Source organism: Sphingobacterium chuzhouense, from assembly GCF_014692525.1.
Classification (GTDB): Bacteria; Bacteroidota; Bacteroidia; order Sphingobacteriales; family Sphingobacteriaceae; genus Sphingobacterium; species Sphingobacterium chuzhouense.
Map to the genome: position 1 here is coordinate 821,861 of NZ_JACNYL010000002.1, position 16,064 is coordinate 837,924.

A 16,064-nucleotide genomic window follows, 5' to 3' on the forward strand; every position below is an offset into this window, starting at 1 on the left:
ATGAAATTCAATTATAAAACAACATTACAATTTCTCTTATTGGCTGTCGTCCTTTCATTGAATACCTCGTGTTATAAAGACTTCTTGGATCAAGTACCTGATGATAGATTGACATTAGACGAGATATTCAGCCGAAGACAACAATCAGAAGGTTGGCTAGCCAATACCTATAATTTTATACGAGACGAAGCGCACCGAACCAATGACACACCTTGGGATGTATTATCGGATGATAATGATGTCTCACAAAGGAATACTCCCTTTCGCGTAAACCTAGGAAACTGGAATGCTTCTTCTAATTATTGGAACTTCTGGGACCATTATTATAAAGGAATCCGTACCGCAACGACATTTATCAACCGTATTGATGGAAATGTAGAAATATTAGCGGAACAAGATGGCCAGACGCTTATTAACAGAAGAAAAGCGGAAGCACGCTTTCTCCGCGCATTTTTCTATGCTGAAATACTGAAACAATATGGTCCATTTATTATTTTGGGAGATGAGGAAATCGATCCGGATTTACCCCTTACCGATCCTTCCATGCAAATGGCCAGAAGTTCTTATGATGAATGCGTGGACTATATTGTGTCCGAACTAAACCAAGCCGAGAATGACTTAGACCGAGAGCATTATTACGACGGTGACCAAGTATTGGAAAATGACATGGGACGTGCTAGTAAAGTATTATGTCGTGCGATAAAAAGCAGAGTTTTATTATATGCTGCCAGTCCTTTGGTCAATGGGAATACGGATTACGTAAATTTCCAAAACAAAGACGGTAAGGCGTTGATAAATACCACCTATGATATCAACAAATGGGTAAAAGCAGCACAAGCTGCTAAGGATATAATCGACTATGCCGAATCATCAGGTAGGCTAGGACTATATAAGAAAACAAATAGTGACGGTAGTATAAATGGTTATCTATCCTACCGAGACGTATTTCTTGATTCCTGGAACATCGAGTGGATTCTTGGTCGCAATAATGCTAATATGCATGGATACCAGCGTTCGTCCACACCTCGTCTGGCGAACGGCTATGCTTCTATGGGGCCTACCCAACAATTAGTAGATGCCTATCGCATGGCAAACGGTCAAGTGCCTATTACGGGGCATAACACAGATGGAAGTCCTATTATCAATACGGCAAGCGGCTATACCGAAACTGGATTCTCCAATTTTAACGCGCCTGGCGCGACACGTGCAAAAAACACATTTAATATGTATGTCAACAGAGAACCTCGGTTTTATGCAACGATTACCTATAGTGGTAGCGATTGGATCAATACAACGTCCAGTTTAGGCGTACGCGAAATCCAATTATATTATACAGGTGAATCAGGTAAAGGAGGATCACACGACTATTCAGAAACCGGATATTTGTTCCGAAAGAACGTTTCTCCAACATACCATCCTACACAAAACAACGTGGCTAGAGCCCTTGTGATGATGCGCTATGCAGAGATATTGCTGAATTATGTGGAAGCATTGAACGAGTCTGAACCCGGAAATCCGGACATACTAAAATATCTTAATCAGATAAGGGAAAGAGGTGGAATTCCCGCTTTGGCATCCGGATTATCGCAAAATGAAATGCGACAACACATCCGTACGGAACGAAGAGTCGAATTAACGATGGAACATCTCCGTTATTTTGATACAAGAAGATGGAAAATTGCGGATCGAACTGACGCCGGACCTTTTTATGGCATGAACGTGGAAGCAGGAACATCAAATACTGATCTAGAATTTTTTCAACGCACACGTTTTGAGAATCGCGTATTCAGAAGAAGCTTCTATTTCTTCCCTATCCCACAAACTGAAATTCAGCGTAATCCAAATCTGGTACAAAATCCGGGATGGTAAATAGCTCATATAAACAGATAACAAAAAAATAATGCTATGAAACGCGATATAAAATTAATTTTCAACATGACAGCCAAATATATCACGATATTTATAACAGCAACTTTTATCCTGCTGTTTTGGCAAAATTGTAAAGTACCTGAATATCCGATAGAAAACGAGGAATCCTATTCTAAAATATTTATGCAGTTAGCCAGTGACGGAGCCGTAGAGCAGTCTTTACCCATAAAAGATGAATGGACAACCATCACTTTCGGAGCAGGATACGGAGGATTAATTCCTCTTACCCAAAATGTACAGGTAACTTTTGAGATAGCTCAAGAAGAGGTAGACAGTTATAACCAACAGAATAATACCAACTATGAATTACCTCCCTTAGACAGTTATAAACTGAACAATACGACCGCAGAAATACAAGCAGGGAAGACCGGCAGTAACTCTGTTTCTCTCGACGTAAATCCATTAAAACTGAATGGTACAAGGTCTTATCTATTGCCGATTACTATTAGTAATGTAACGCCCGATATCCCTGTCTCGGAAAGCTTGAAAACGACTTACTTTATCATCAACGGATTCTACGAGACTAATCCTTATGATCCTCTTCCAAAGGGAGACTGGACAATTCATGATTTCTCTTCACAAGCATCCGACGGAAATGCTGTTGACGCCATTGACGGAAATTTAGCAACACATTGGTTATCGGAATGGAGACGTGATGATAATAATCAGCGCCCTGTTCATCCACATCATATAACGGTAGATATGGAAAATTCACACCTTTTACATGGTTTGCAAATATACGGTCGTCGTCCGAGCGGAAGTCAAGGTCCCACATCCCAAGATTATCTTTTCCCCCGGAATATACATATCGAAACTAGCAACGATGGTACCACGTGGCAGTCCGCTGGAATCTTTTCCATGACAGCGACACCATCTGGAGCACCCGAAGCAACGCTCTATTTTGAGCAAGCCGTAACTTGCCAATATTTCAAAGTTACCGTATTAAATAGTACCAGTGCTAATGGCGATACCACAGGTATAGCAGAACTGATAGCCTTCTAAACAAATTAAACACTTCCGAAATTATTCTGTTTTCGGAAGTGTTCTTTATCCTAAATAAAAATATTATCAACATAACCATGAAACTATTTCATCTTATTCTCGCCGCAACTCTCTTATATTCGTGTGGGAAAAATAACGCAGACAAACCCGACGATCCACCTCCATCAGAGAATGAAACAACAGTTACCGTAATGACATATAATATATGGGGTGCCAGAAGTGGTGGTATTCCTGATCTTCAAGTCATTGCTGACGTTATAAAACGTGCTAATCCCGATTTGGTAGCTTTACAAGAAGTAGACAAAAATACGACTCGAAATGCTATACATGGTGATGTGGCCAAAAAGCTCGGAGAACTAACGGGTATGGAACACTATTTTGTTAACGCTATTAATACATGGGGAGGTGAATATGGAGATGCCGTGCTCTCGAAACTTCCAATAAAAGAGAAGAAAGGATATAATCTTGATGTCACTCCCGAACTGGGAGGAGAACGTCGTTCCGTGGCTCGGATATTAGTTGAAAAAGACGAAAAAGAGTTCTATTTTATTTCTACGCATTTTGATCATTTGTCCAATGAAGCTAACCGGATTAAGCAGGCAACGGATTTTGTTGCGTTAACCCAAACATTTGATAAACCTGTTATCGTCGGAGCTGATTTCAATGCGACCCCAAACTCTAATCCTATGAACATTTTACGCCAGCATTTTTCCTATGGTTGTATGGATGTAAATTGCAATCAGCCAACCTTCTCTACCGACAACCCGAGAACAACAATAGATTACCTTATTTATACACCGCAGACTGCTTTCACAAGTCAGATGTATAGCGTATATACTTGGGCAAAGTCCGAATCCGATCACTTTCCAGTGTTAGCTACGTTTAAGATAAACTTTTAGTACCAATACTATCCGAAAATCGGGTTAAGATATAAGTAAGATATTGCCTAAAATAAAAAGTAGAACAATACAGAAAGAACAACCCCATGATCTTTAGTTATGTAATCCTTAATCGTTTTCATCGCTAAAGACATGTGTTCTTTCACGGTATTGGATGATATGCCTAGAAACTGGGCTATTTCTTTATGACTTAGTCCCTCTTCTCTTGACATGATGAAGATCTTCTTCCGTTGCGGTGGTAATCTATCAACTGCTAATTCATAAATTTTCTTGTATTCGCGATCAACTACCGTATGATAAACAGTATCTTGAACATTCTTTTTCTCTTCGAAATATGCTAACTCTATCATAGCTTCCGCGGATCTCAATTGCGATCTCAAATGCTTAAACACCAAATTACGAGTAATACGAAACAGATAACTTTCTATAGGATAATTTTCTTTGATCCGGTGACGGGCATTCCATAAATTAAGAAAAGCATCATGGAGAATATCATCCACTATATGAGAATCCGCTACAAACTTCCGTACGAAATGATATAAACGCTTATTAAAACGATTGTAAATCTCAAGGAATGCAGCATGGTCTCCTTCTTTCAAACGAATATTAACCAAATAAACTTCAGTAGGTGATGACATGACAACCAATCTTTATCTCATAAAAATATGTTTGCAATATAAACTTTCCGTTAACAGCTCTTTAACAAAATAACAAAAGAAATGATCTCCCTCTAGGTTTATATGCTATTTCAAATATATCGAAAACTGGATAAAATTACAAGAATGACAGGTTATTTACCATATCTAAAAAAACAAAAAAAGGAGCCTTTTTAGGCTCCTCTTAACTATCTAACAAATTGATAACGGGTTAAAAACTTTATTTTACGGTATCAATTACGGCTTTAAAAGCATCAGGGTTGTTCATTGCTAAATCAGCCAACACCTTACGGTTTAGACCGATGTTTTTAGCATTTAACTTACCGATCAATTGTGAATAAGAAATTCCGTGTTGACGGGCACCTGCGTTGATACGTTGAATCCATAAAGCTCTGAACTCGCGTTTTTTGGTTTTACGGTCGCGGTAAGCGTACTGTAAACCTTTTTCTACTGTATTTTTAGCAATAGTATAAACTTTGCTTCTTGAACCGAAATAGCCTTTGGCCATTTTCATGATTCTTTTTCTTCTTCTTCTCGAAGCTACTGCGTTAACCGAACGTGGCATATTATTTTAAATTTAGTTTGGTATGAGGCGTTACGTTTCTCAGCAATCTTACGACCTAATACCCGGTTAAAAAATTATTATTATAAAAATCGAAATAAAACTTATTTACCGATGCCAAGCATACGTTTTACGTTGCCCATATCTGCATCAGAAACATAACTTGTTTGTGTCAAATTACGTTTTTGCTTTGTTTCCTTTTTTGTCAAGATATGGCTTTTATAAGCACTTTTTCTTGCAATCTTACCTGTTCCAGTCAATTTAAAGCGTTTTTTCGCGCTGGAATTGGTTTTTACTTTTGGCATAATGAAATTAAATTTTATATCAATCTGTTAGATTCTCGTATTTTATTTTTTTGGAGCAGTCTTCGGAGCAAGTGTCAAGAACATCCGCTTACCCTCTAATTTAGGTAGCAATTCTACTTTTCCGTAGTCCTCCAATGCTTGAGCAAAGCGTAACAATAGGATTTCACCTTGTTCTTTAAAAACGATAGCACGTCCTTTAAAATGCACATACGCGCGGACTTTCTCTCCGTTCTCCAAAAACTTAATCGCATGTTTTAGCTTAAACTCGAAATCATGATCGCTGGTGTTTGGTCCAAAACGGATCTCCTTTACAACAGTCTGTTTAGCATTCGATTTGATTTCCTTTTGCTTCTTCTTCTGCTCGTATACAAACTTGCTATAATCAATGACCCTACAAACAGGAGGATTGGCATTTGGCGAAATCTCCACTAAGTCAAGTTCCAGCTCATCTGCCATTTCTAATGCTTTGCGAGTAGGATAAATGCCTTGTTCAACATTATCACCCACCAGACGCACCTCTGGTACCCTGATGAATTCGTTAATGCGATGTTCTGGTTCTTTCTTTCTCATTGGCGGTCTAAAACCACCTGATCTTTTTAATGCCAAATGTTTAAATATTAAACGGTTATTTCTTTAATTAATAATTCCTTAAATGCCTGTGGACTCATTGAGCCTAAATCTACAGATCCATGTTTACGAACAGAAACTGTGCCACTTTCGACCTCTTTCTCCCCTACAATCAACATATAAGGGATTTTTTTCAATTCCGCATCACGTATCTTACGACCGACTTTCTCATCACGAAAGTCAATCAGTCCGCAAATATCGGAATTATTTAGCGAATCTAAAAGGTTTTTTGCAGTTTCTTCATATTTTTCAGATACTGGCAAAATTATAAATTGCTCTGGTGCAAGCCATAACGGGAATTGCCCCCCACAATGCTCTATAAGCACCGCAACAAATCGTTCTAATGAACCGAATGGTGCACGGTGTATCATCACAGGACGGTGCTTTTGGTTATCGCTACCTGTATATTCAAGTTCGAAACGCTCAGGTAGATTATAGTCTACTTGAATGGTTCCCAACTGCCATTTGCGTCCCAGTGCATCCTTCACCATGAAATCCAATTTAGGCCCGTAGAATGCTGCTTCTCCATATTCTACAACCGTACGGAGTCCTTTCTCTGTTGCAGCTTCGATAATGGCCGCTTCTGCGAGATCCCAATTTTCATCGGTACCGATGTATTTTGTTTTATTCTCTGGATCACGTAAAGAAACCTGTGCCGTATAGTCATCAAATCCCAATGCTCCAAAAACGTATAACACGAGATCGATCACTTTTTTGAACTCCTCTTTAACCTGGTCGGGTCGGCAAAACAAATGCGCATCATCTTGTGTAAATCCACGTACGCGTGTCAATCCGTGCAACTCGCCCGATTGCTCATAGCGATAAACTGTACCAAATTCCGCAAAACGCACAGGTAGGTCTTTGTACGACCGAGGTTTTACTTTGTAAATCTCACAGTGATGCGGACAGTTCATCGGTTTTAGATAGAACTCTTCTCCCTCAACCGGAGTATGGATGGGTTGAAATGCGTCTGCACCGTATTTTTCGTAATGCCCCGAAGTGATATACAACTGTTTATGCCCAATATGTGGTGTTACCACCGGTTCATAACCAGCTTTTATTTGTGCTCGTTGTAAAAAGTCTTGCAATTTCTGACGCAAAGCGGTGCCTTTAGGTAACCAAAGAGGTAACCCTGCTCCCACTTTTTCTGAAAAGGCAAACAGCTCCAACTCTTTCCCAAGCTTACGGTGGTCGCGTTTCTTTGCTTCCTCGATAAATTTTAAATACTCTGTCAGCTCAGATGCTTTTGGAAAACTGACACCATATATGCGGGTAAGTTGCTTACGTGTTTCATCTCCACGCCAATATGCCCCCGCCACGTTTGTCAATTTAATTGCCTTGATAACACCCGTGTGCGGAATATGTGGTCCCCGACAAAGATCTGTAAAATTACCCTGTGTATAGAACGTAATTTTACCATCCTCCAAATCCTTGATCAAATCCAGCTTATACTCATCGCCTTTCTCTGTGAAATACGCCAAAGCATCCGCCTTTGAAACCGACTTACGTTCAAACGTTTCTTTTTGCTTTGCTAGTTCCAACATCTTATCTTCAATCTGCTTGAAGTCATCGGAAGAAAACTCGCGATCGCCAAAATCTACGTCGTAATAGAATCCTGTCTCAATTGCTGGGCCTATACCGAATTTTATCCCTGGGTATAACGCCTCCAACGCCTCCGCCAATAAATGGGCAGATGAATGCCAAAAGGTGGATTTTCCTTTATCGTCATTCCAGGTCAATAATTTAACAGAGGCATCCTCTTCTATCGCTCTCGAAGCATCCCATACTTCACCATTCACCTCGGCACCTAATACGTTTCTGGCTAAACCTTCGGAAATCGATTGGGCTATCTGCATCGCAGTCGTTCCCTTTTCATACTGACGGACAGATCCGTCGGGCAGTGTAATGTTAATCATCTACGAATATGATTTTAATTTATTAAAAATTGAAGTTTAACTATTACAGACAGCCAGCATACTACGCTGTAAATTATCTGTAAGTTTCGAACGCAAAGATATTCAATATATATAAGAAACGAAAGCTAAGATACACATTGCTATATGTCTATGCCTTTTTTCGTACCTTTGTCCTCTCAAAGGAAAAAGCAATGTCAAATCAAGTTCCGGAAGACGGCACACTACTTCCTCTCATGGAAGAATTCTACACGATACAAGGCGAAGGATACCACACTGGAAAAGCGGCATATTTCATTCGTTTAGGAGGGTGTGATGTAGGATGTCATTGGTGTGACGTCAAAGAAAGTTGGGATGCAGAGCTGCATCCACTGACGTCAGCAGATGCCATTATAGAAAATGCAAAAAAATTCCCTGCAAAAACGGTTGTTATTACAGGAGGAGAACCCCTACTCTACAATTTAGACTACCTCACAAAAGGGTTAAAGGAAGCAGGCATACAGACATTTATAGAAACCTCAGGTGCTTATCCGCTATCTGGTTTTTGGGATTGGATATGTTTATCTCCAAAAAAATTCAAAGGCCCACGTCCTGATGTATTGAATGCTGCAGGCGAATTAAAAGTAATTGTTTTCAATAAAAGCGATTTCCAATGGGCAGAAGAACACGCCAGATTTGTCGGCAAAAACTGTAAGCTATATTTACAGCCCGAATGGTCTAAAACCGCAGAAATGACACCGCTGATTATTGAATACGTAAAAGATAATCCGCAGTGGGAAATTTCCCTGCAAACGCATAAGTATCTGAATATACCGTAAGCATTTCACAACTTCACCATCCCACCCGTTTTAACGGATTCATCGCAGGCAAAAGCAATTCTTAAACTGTTAATGGCATCTTCCATCGATTTGGACAAATCCAGATCCTCGCGTATTGACTGTAGAAAATGCAATTGCTCCCTGTCGCATAGTTCCTGATGGGATGGCTCATCAGTTAAATCTATCCATTCATCTGGTCTAATAAACTTGTTGTTGTTGTTGTCGATATCAGCATAATGCACGCGTAAAGATTCTGTTTGGGTATGAGCCTCTACAGAATCAGATTGACCTTTTGCCCCAGCTTTATTAGCGACAATAGAGACCGCACCTTTAGGCCCAATCACATCTTTGACAAAAAAAGCCGTTTCGCTTATCATCGGTCCCCACCCAGCTTCATACCAACCTACAGAACCATCATCAAAATGAATCTGTAGCTGTCCGTAGTTATAGTTATCCAATGGTATATCATCCGTTAAACGGGCGCCTATAGCAGATACCCGAATGGGGCGAGCTTCCGTCATCTGACACATCACGTCGATATAATGCACACCACAGTCTACAATAGGACTCAAACTCTTCATTAAATTCCGATGTACATCCCACATATATCCCTGACTTTGCTGATTTAAATTCATACGGAACACCAAGGGGTTGCCCAATGTTTTTCCTATTTCTATAAATTTGATCCAAGATGGGTGATAACGAAGAATATAACCAACTACTAACTTTTTACCCGAGTCCTTAGCTGCTTGAACCACCCGTTCAGCCCCCACAACACTATCTGCCAACGGCTTTTCGATAAAAACATGTGCTCCGGCCGAAAACGCCTTTAATGCATACTCTTCATGTGTATCGGGATATGTCGCAATACATACCGCGTCCGGTTCTGTTTGGCTCAAAGCATCATCATAATGATCGAATGTCGGATATGCCGACTCAAGCATGGTGTTAACGCGATGTTTACTATCGCCTCTGGATACCAGCCCAACAATCTCAAACCCTGCTAATTTATGATAGGCTGCAGCATGCGATGCTCCCATATTACCACAACCCACAACCAATATCCTTATTTGTTCCATCGCTACGTAAACTTATAATGACCAGGTCTCGGAATTGCTAATTCATCTATTTTCATGTCCCAGTGATAGTCCTCCACAGGGGGGCCTAAAACTTCTTCCGAATGGATAACCTCATCGTAGGACAACGTTCTGCCCGAATATGCTGATAATCTCGCCCAAATGGCCATTAGCGTTGAGGTTATCATGAAATCACCATCATTGATGACTTGCTTCTCTTTTATCGCCTTAAACAGTTCATCATGTTGTGTTTGGTACATATTGTTGAGACGTTCGGTATTATGCCAAGGTTGATCCCCAAAAATCTCATAGTTGGTATTAATTCCCACATTCATGTATCCCTTTGTTCCCATGGCTTCTACCGTATTACGTGGTGTTGTTCCATTCTGCTGTCGACCAAAATGGAAACTTCGGAATCCATTTTCGTATTCATATTCAACAGCGAAATGATCATAAACATTTCCATACTTATTCCATGGACGGCTTTGACGCCCACCTGTGGCAGTCACCTTTTGTGGAAGTTCATTATTCAATATCCACGACATATAATCTACACTATGTATCGTCTGTTCGACAATCATATCACCTGAATATCGTTGGTAATAGTACCAATTTCTTAATTGATAGGCTAAATCATTCCATTCTGGCTGTCTTTCTTTATAACTTAGCTCACCACCGTGGCGAAACGAAGAAATAGCTTTGATTTCTCCGATAGCACCATCATGCACACGGGAAATAATCTCTCTATTTGGAAAGGAATAGCGAAAGCAAAATCCACTAACCAAACACAATTTCTTTTCTTTTGCCAACTTGATGGCCGCTTCCACTTGGTGGAGTCCAGGTATATCCACGGCCACGGGTTTTTCACAGAAAACATGCTTGCCATGTTTGACGGCCAACGCCAAATGGGCAGGTCTAAAATTCGGCGGTGTGCACAATAACACAACGTCCACTTTCGATTTAATCAGCTTTTCATAAGCGTCAAAACCGAGATAGGAGGTCTTTTCCGTTACGGTTATACGATCACCATACTTTTGTTTTAAAGCTGATAACGTGTTGTTCAGGTTATCTTCAAAAATATCTGCCAACGCCGTTACCTGTACATCGGGATCTGCTGCCAGCGCTTGAAATACCGCTCCCGTCCCTCTTCCTCCACATCCGATCAATCCGACGCGAATGTTTTTTTTCTTTGTTTCTGCAACCGACCCGAATATCGGAGTGTTTATAGCTGTCGAGCCGATAACCAGCCCGCTACTCTTGATAAAATCTCTACGATTAATCATCTTATGTGTTATGGTTTCAAAAAGAATATATAAATTCACGAGCAATTTAGCAATTACCACAAAATATGCAAAATGCTATCAGAGAAGTTACACCACTTATCACGGATAATGCCGCTGTACTGGGGTTATTAATGGTCGTCTTAGGTATCGTATTTTATACGGCAAACCTCAAAAATAAATATATAGCAAGGTTTTATTCAGTTATTCCACCGTTGTTACTTTGTTATTTTATTCCTGGGCTGCTTAATTCCGCCAATATTATAGATGGAGAAAACTCTCCCCTTACTGGTATCGGTAGTCGTTTCTTCCTCCCATCGTGTTTGATTCTTTTTACTTTAAATCTGAATCTGAAAGAAATGTGGAATCTACGCAAACGAGCCGGTTTGATGTTCTTGACCGGAACAGTAGGTATTGTATTGGGTGGACCAATTGCTGTTTGGATTACCTCGCTATTTGCTCCCCAAATAGTAGGTGGTGCCGGCCCCGATGAAGTATGGCGTGGCTTGGGTACACTAGCGGGATCTTGGATTGGCGGAAGTGCGAACCAAGTAGCGCTTAAAGAGATATTACAACCCTCCCCAAGATTGTTTTCTTCTATCATTGCTGTAGATGTATTTGTTGCCTATATATGGATGGCTTTCCTGTTATATGGAGCGACCAAGCAACAAAAATTCAATCAGTTTTTTAATGCAGACGCTTCGGATGTAGAAGCGCTGACCAAACGGATGGACGAACAACAAAAAACAAACAGTCGTATGCCCGAAGCAAAAGATTTTATAATTATGCTAGCACTTGCTCTGGGAGGAACGGGCCTTGCTTCGTTATTGGCAGATCCGATAGCGTCATATATGACAATCAACTTCCCTGAATTGGAAAAATTTTCGTTGACCAACAGCTTCTTTTGGATAGTTTTGGTCGCGACGCTGATAGGGATTGCACTCTCCTTTACACCGGCGCGCAAATTGGAAAATGCGGGAGCTTCCAAATTAGGAACAACGTTACTCTATATGTTGATTGTAACGATCGGTATGCAAATGGATATTGCTGCAATCTTGGAGAACCCTGGGTTATTTATTGTGGGAATAATATGGCTTGGTATACATGCCTTACTGTTATTTTTGGTTGGAAAATGGGTTAAGGCGCCTTTTTTCTATTTTGCCGTAGGTAGTATGTCCAACATTGGAGGTGTAGCATCTGCCACCGTGACCTCAGCAGCTTTTCATCCCTCTCTTATTTCTGTAGGGGTTATCCTATCCGTATTCAGCTATGCAATTGGCACATATGCCGGATGGTTAACAGCTATACTAATGCAATTGGTTTCTCCTAGCTAGATGTTAGGAGCTGAGGATTAGGAGATTGAATTACAAACAACAAAATAAACATGGAACAGAATATCTATTACGAAGGACAGGTGCTTTGGGCTCAACTAGATCCAAACATGCACCTTAGGCATTCGGCATACGCCGACTTTTGTGCACAAGCACGGAGTAATATGATGACCCGGGCCGGGCTGTCGCTTGAAGAATTTGCCAAATATCATATCGGTCCTATTTTATTTCGGGAAGAGCTCGTATATTACCGAGAAATCGGACTTGACGAACGTATATCCGTAAAGGTCGAAATGACAAAGCTTAACCTTAAAAATTATCGATTCTCTTTTCGTCACGAGATTTACAAAGAGAATGGCATAAAAGCAGCAACCGTGGAGATTGACGGCGCTTGGTTAGATCTTCAAAAACGAAAACTAACGACTATTCCAGATACCTGGCATTCCATTTTCGACGCTATTCCAAAAGCGGAAGATTATGTAGAAACTGCAGGATAATCATTGTAGTGAATCTCCCTATTTTAGGAGATTCACTGCATATAGATCTTTTCTTCTATCCTTCAATATTTTTACTGTACCATATTCATGCAAATCCCGAAGGGCATATAAATCCACATCAGCAATCAGTACCATTTCGGTATTCGGTGTGGCTTCTGCTTTGATACCATTATTGGGAAATGCAAAATCTGATGGGGTAAACACCGCAGATTGTGAATATTGGATATCCATATTATTCACGCGTGGTAAATTGCCTACACAACCTGCAATCGCTACATAACATTCGTTTTCAATAGCACGCGCTTGCGCACATGCCCTTACCCGTAGATAACCGTTTTGTGTATCCGTCATAAAGGGCACAAAAAGTATTTGCATGCCTTGATCCGCCATGATACGGCTGACTTCCGGAAACTCCACATCATAGCATATCAAAAGTCCAACCTTGCCACAATCCGTATCAAAGACCTTAATTTCGTTTCCTCCCACCATCCCATAATATTTAAACTCATTGGGTGTGATATGAATCTTTTTATGCACATCCACTTTTCCGTTTCGGTGGCATAGATAGGTCGCATTATAAAGCTTCTTATATTCCATGATCGGCATGGACCCGGCAATAATATTAACATTATAAGATACTGCAAATTCTTGGAGCTTTTCCACAATTTCACTGGTCAATTCCGCAAGCTTCTCCATGGCAGCACGCTCAGGCAGATCATTGTACGGGCTCATCAATGGCGTATTGAAAAACTCCGGAAACATGACAAAGTCTGAACCATAGTCACTGACAGCATCTACAAAGAATTCTACTTGATCATAGAAGTCATTTATATCTTTAAATAACCGCATCTGCCACTGTACCAAACCCAGTCGGGTCGTTTGTTTAGAAGCAGATGAAGATTTTGCATCGGGATCATAATAGATATTATCCCACTGCAATAGTGTCGCAAATTCATTCGACTCTTTGTCCTCGGGAAGATAATTTTTCAGGATCTTGGAGACGTGAAAATCATTTGACAATTGAAAAGTGAGTGTCGGATCGAAAATCTCTTTCCGTTTTACCTTTTCAATATAAGTCCTTGGCGTTATTTTATCTGCATAGGCATGGTAGTTCGGTATACGCCCTCCCGCAACAATTCCCCGGAGGTTCATTTGCTCACAAAGCTCTTTCCGCGCGTCATACAAACGTCTGCCTAAACGTAGAGATCGAAAGTCAGGATGTACAAACACTTCTATTCCATAAAGAATATCACCCTCATAATCATGAGTAGAAAACTTTCCGTCATCTATAATCTCATAATATTTCTTGTAAATATTGGTTTTCTTCGAATCGATGATCAATGAAAGTGCACAGGCTACTACACGCCCGTCTACTTCCACGCATAATTGTCCTTCCGGAAAGACCTCTATCAAATCAACAATATTTTCTCGTGTCCACACATCGCCTGTATCACCACCATAAGCCTTCTCCATAGAGCGCTTCAGATCCTTATAGTCTTCTGTCGTTAAGTTCCTAACCTGTATATCCATATTCCTCCTACGCTTCTCCTTTTGGGCCTCCGAAATTTAATGGCAGACCCGGCTCACTTGCTTTGATTGCACCATTGGCTGCTTCAAATCGGTTAATATTATCTTGTAATGCCCCTAACAGCCGTTTAGCATGTTCTGGTGTTAAAATAATTCTGGATTTGACCTTTGCTTTCGGTACTCCGGGCATGATGCGGATAAAATCTAATACAAATTCAGAGCTTGAATGCGTAATAATCGCTAGGTTACTATAGATACCTTCTGCAATCTCCTCGCTTAATTCTATACTCAATTCGTTATTTTCTGCTTCTTCGTTATTGTTATTCTTCAAGTCCATAAAATTAACGTCCATTTTGGTTTTTATAATTTTTGATATTTTTTCACTTTCTATTTACACGATAAATGACCTAAAATCTTGCCCATCTTCTATTTTGAGCAACACTTCATAAATAAGCCGTATAACATTGTCCAAGTCTTCCTTATGTACCATTTCTACCGTTGTATGCATATATCGCAAAGGTAATGATATTAAGGCCGAAGGAACGCCACCGTTGGAATAAGCAAAAGCATCTGTATCGGTCCCCGTGAAACGAGAGGATGCCTGACGCTGGAATGGAATATCGTTTTCCTTAGCCACATCAATTAACAATCGATTCAGATTAATCTGCACGGCAGGCGCATAAGACAATACGGGGCCTTGGCCACATGCTAAATCGCCCTGCGTAATTTTATTAATCATAGGCGTTTGCGTATCATGTGTTACATCGGTGACGATGGCAAGATTAGGTTTGATGTAGTGGGTAATCATTTCCGCTCCGCGCAGACCTATTTCCTCCTGTACAGCATTCACGATATACAGGCCAAAAGGTAATTTCTTCTTGTTTTGCTTTAATAAACGTGCTACTTCAGCAATCATGAACCCTCCAGCGCGGTTATCTAATGCACGCCCTACGTAATAACGATTGTTAAGCACCGTGAATTCATCTTCGTAAGTAACAACACATCCTACATGGATTCCCATCTCCTCGACCTCTTCTTTAGAAGTCGCACCACAATCCAAAAAGATATTCTTTAACGTAGGAGCATCTTCTTTCTCGCCTGAACGTGTATGGATAGCCGGCCATCCAAAAACCGCCTTTACCAAGCCGCTATCGGTATGGATGTTCACACGTTTCGATGGTGCGATCTGATGATCAGACCCACCATTCCGGATCACGTATATAAGCCCTTCTTTAGTAATATAGTTAACAAACCAGGATATCTCATCTGCATGCGCTTCGATGACTACTTTATACGGTGCGTCAGGATTAATAATACCTACAGCCGTACCATAATTATCAATATAAGTTTTATCAACGTAAGGCTTCAGATAGTCTAACCATAAGCGTTGTCCTTCCCATTCAAAACCAGTTGGCGAAGGGTTATTGATATATTTTTCAAAAAACCTTAGCGATTTATCCGTGACAAAGGAAATATGTTTCTTTTTTTCTTTTTCTTTTTTATTTACCATATTATCATGTATTTCATTTCAGTAACCAGGCACTAGTGATCAGTGACTACATAGTCCTACCAAAGTTAGAAAATTCACGCAAATAGCATTAAGAAATTTAATGCAATATTGATTTTATAAAGGATAACCTTA

General features: G+C 40.3%; 16 protein-coding genes. 6 read left to right on the forward strand and 10 right to left on the reverse strand.

The annotated features are described in order from the left end of the window. The 3 genes from H8B21_RS09910 (at position 1) to H8B21_RS09920 (ending at position 3,830) form a co-directional block, all read left to right on the forward strand. Entirely contained in the window at positions 1–1,869 is a 1,869-nt protein-coding gene (locus H8B21_RS09910) for a RagB/SusD family nutrient uptake outer membrane protein (protein WP_190313592.1), read from the forward strand. 36 nt (positions 1,870–1,905) lie between these two features. After that, positions 1,906–2,931 (forward strand): BT_3987 domain-containing protein, encoded by a 1,026-nt coding sequence (locus tag H8B21_RS09915; RefSeq protein ID WP_190313593.1) that lies wholly within the window; start codon positions 1,906–1,908, stop codon positions 2,929–2,931. 77 nt (positions 2,932–3,008) lie between these two features. Continuing rightward, the gene (locus tag H8B21_RS09920) at positions 3,009–3,830 is read left to right on the forward strand and encodes an endonuclease/exonuclease/phosphatase family protein (protein ID WP_190313594.1); all 822 of its coding nucleotides are present in this window, start codon (positions 3,009–3,011) and stop codon (positions 3,828–3,830) included. A 47-nt stretch (positions 3,831–3,877) separates the two neighbouring features. On the opposite strand, the gene H8B21_RS09925 is transcribed toward H8B21_RS09920, so the two are convergent. The 5 genes from H8B21_RS09925 to thrS all read right to left on the reverse strand — a co-directional run bounded on the left by H8B21_RS09925 (position 3,878) and on the right by thrS (position 7,896). Next, complete coding sequence (locus H8B21_RS09925) at positions 3,878–4,468, reverse strand: RNA polymerase sigma-70 factor (RefSeq protein ID WP_190313595.1); 591 nt, start codon at positions 4,466–4,468, stop codon at positions 3,878–3,880. A gap of 238 nt (positions 4,469–4,706) precedes the next feature. Then, positions 4,707–5,051, reverse strand: a complete 345-nt coding sequence (rplT, locus tag H8B21_RS09930) for a 50S ribosomal protein L20 (RefSeq protein ID WP_105724249.1) — start codon at positions 5,049–5,051, stop codon at positions 4,707–4,709. 101 nt (positions 5,052–5,152) lie between these two features. After that, a complete protein-coding gene (rpmI, locus tag H8B21_RS09935; protein ID WP_105715938.1) occupies positions 5,153–5,353 on the reverse strand; it encodes a 50S ribosomal protein L35 in 201 nt (66 codons plus the stop codon). A gap of 42 nt (positions 5,354–5,395) precedes the next feature. After that, positions 5,396–5,923 (reverse strand): translation initiation factor IF-3, encoded by a 528-nt coding sequence (gene infC / locus H8B21_RS09940; protein WP_380906790.1) that lies wholly within the window; start codon positions 5,921–5,923, stop codon positions 5,396–5,398. Positions 5,924–5,970: 47 nt separating this feature from the next. Further along, the gene (gene thrS, locus H8B21_RS09945) at positions 5,971–7,896 is read right to left on the reverse strand and encodes a threonine--tRNA ligase (protein ID WP_190313597.1); all 1,926 of its coding nucleotides are present in this window, start codon (positions 7,894–7,896) and stop codon (positions 5,971–5,973) included. Positions 7,897–8,087: 191 nt separating this feature from the next. On the opposite strand from thrS, the gene H8B21_RS09950 reads away from it, so the two are divergent. Then, positions 8,088–8,711, forward strand: a complete 624-nt coding sequence (locus H8B21_RS09950) for a 7-carboxy-7-deazaguanine synthase QueE (protein ID WP_190313598.1) — start codon at positions 8,088–8,090, stop codon at positions 8,709–8,711. 5 nt (positions 8,712–8,716) lie between these two features. Here the strand turns inward: H8B21_RS09950 and H8B21_RS09955 are convergent, their stop codons facing one another. Both H8B21_RS09955 and H8B21_RS09960 read right to left on the reverse strand, forming a co-directional pair. Next, complete coding sequence (locus H8B21_RS09955) at positions 8,717–9,790, reverse strand: Gfo/Idh/MocA family protein (protein ID WP_190313599.1); 1,074 nt, start codon at positions 9,788–9,790, stop codon at positions 8,717–8,719. 2 nt (positions 9,791–9,792) lie between these two features. Then, entirely contained in the window at positions 9,793–11,070 is a 1,278-nt protein-coding gene (locus tag H8B21_RS09960; RefSeq protein WP_190313600.1) for a Gfo/Idh/MocA family protein, read from the reverse strand. Positions 11,071–11,135: 65 nt separating this feature from the next. Here H8B21_RS09960 and H8B21_RS09965 point away from each other — a divergent pair, with 65 nt between their 5' ends. Further along, positions 11,136–12,401 (forward strand): DUF819 family protein, encoded by a 1,266-nt coding sequence (locus tag H8B21_RS09965; RefSeq protein ID WP_190313601.1) that lies wholly within the window; start codon positions 11,136–11,138, stop codon positions 12,399–12,401. Positions 12,402–12,451: 50 nt separating this feature from the next. Further along, positions 12,452–12,895 carry an acyl-CoA thioesterase gene (locus tag H8B21_RS09970; protein ID WP_190313602.1) on the forward strand — a complete coding sequence of 148 codons (444 nt, stop codon included), beginning with the start codon at positions 12,452–12,454 and terminating at the stop codon, positions 12,893–12,895. A gap of 18 nt (positions 12,896–12,913) precedes the next feature. Here the strand turns inward: H8B21_RS09970 and H8B21_RS09975 are convergent, their stop codons facing one another. Genes H8B21_RS09975 through H8B21_RS09985 form a run of 3 tightly spaced genes read right to left on the reverse strand, consistent with a single transcriptional unit; the run spans position 12,914 to position 15,932 of the window. Further along, positions 12,914–14,425, reverse strand: coding sequence for a bifunctional GNAT family N-acetyltransferase/carbon-nitrogen hydrolase family protein (locus H8B21_RS09975; RefSeq protein WP_190313603.1), 1,512 nt, complete (start codon positions 14,423–14,425; stop codon positions 12,914–12,916). A 7-nt stretch (positions 14,426–14,432) separates the two neighbouring features. Further along, positions 14,433–14,774 carry a DUF3467 domain-containing protein gene (locus H8B21_RS09980; protein ID WP_223814948.1) on the reverse strand — a complete coding sequence of 114 codons (342 nt, stop codon included), beginning with the start codon at positions 14,772–14,774 and terminating at the stop codon, positions 14,433–14,435. A 39-nt stretch (positions 14,775–14,813) separates the two neighbouring features. Further along, complete coding sequence (locus tag H8B21_RS09985; RefSeq protein ID WP_190313604.1) at positions 14,814–15,932, reverse strand: M42 family metallopeptidase; 1,119 nt, start codon at positions 15,930–15,932, stop codon at positions 14,814–14,816. Between the last annotated feature and the right edge of the window lie 132 nt (positions 15,933–16,064).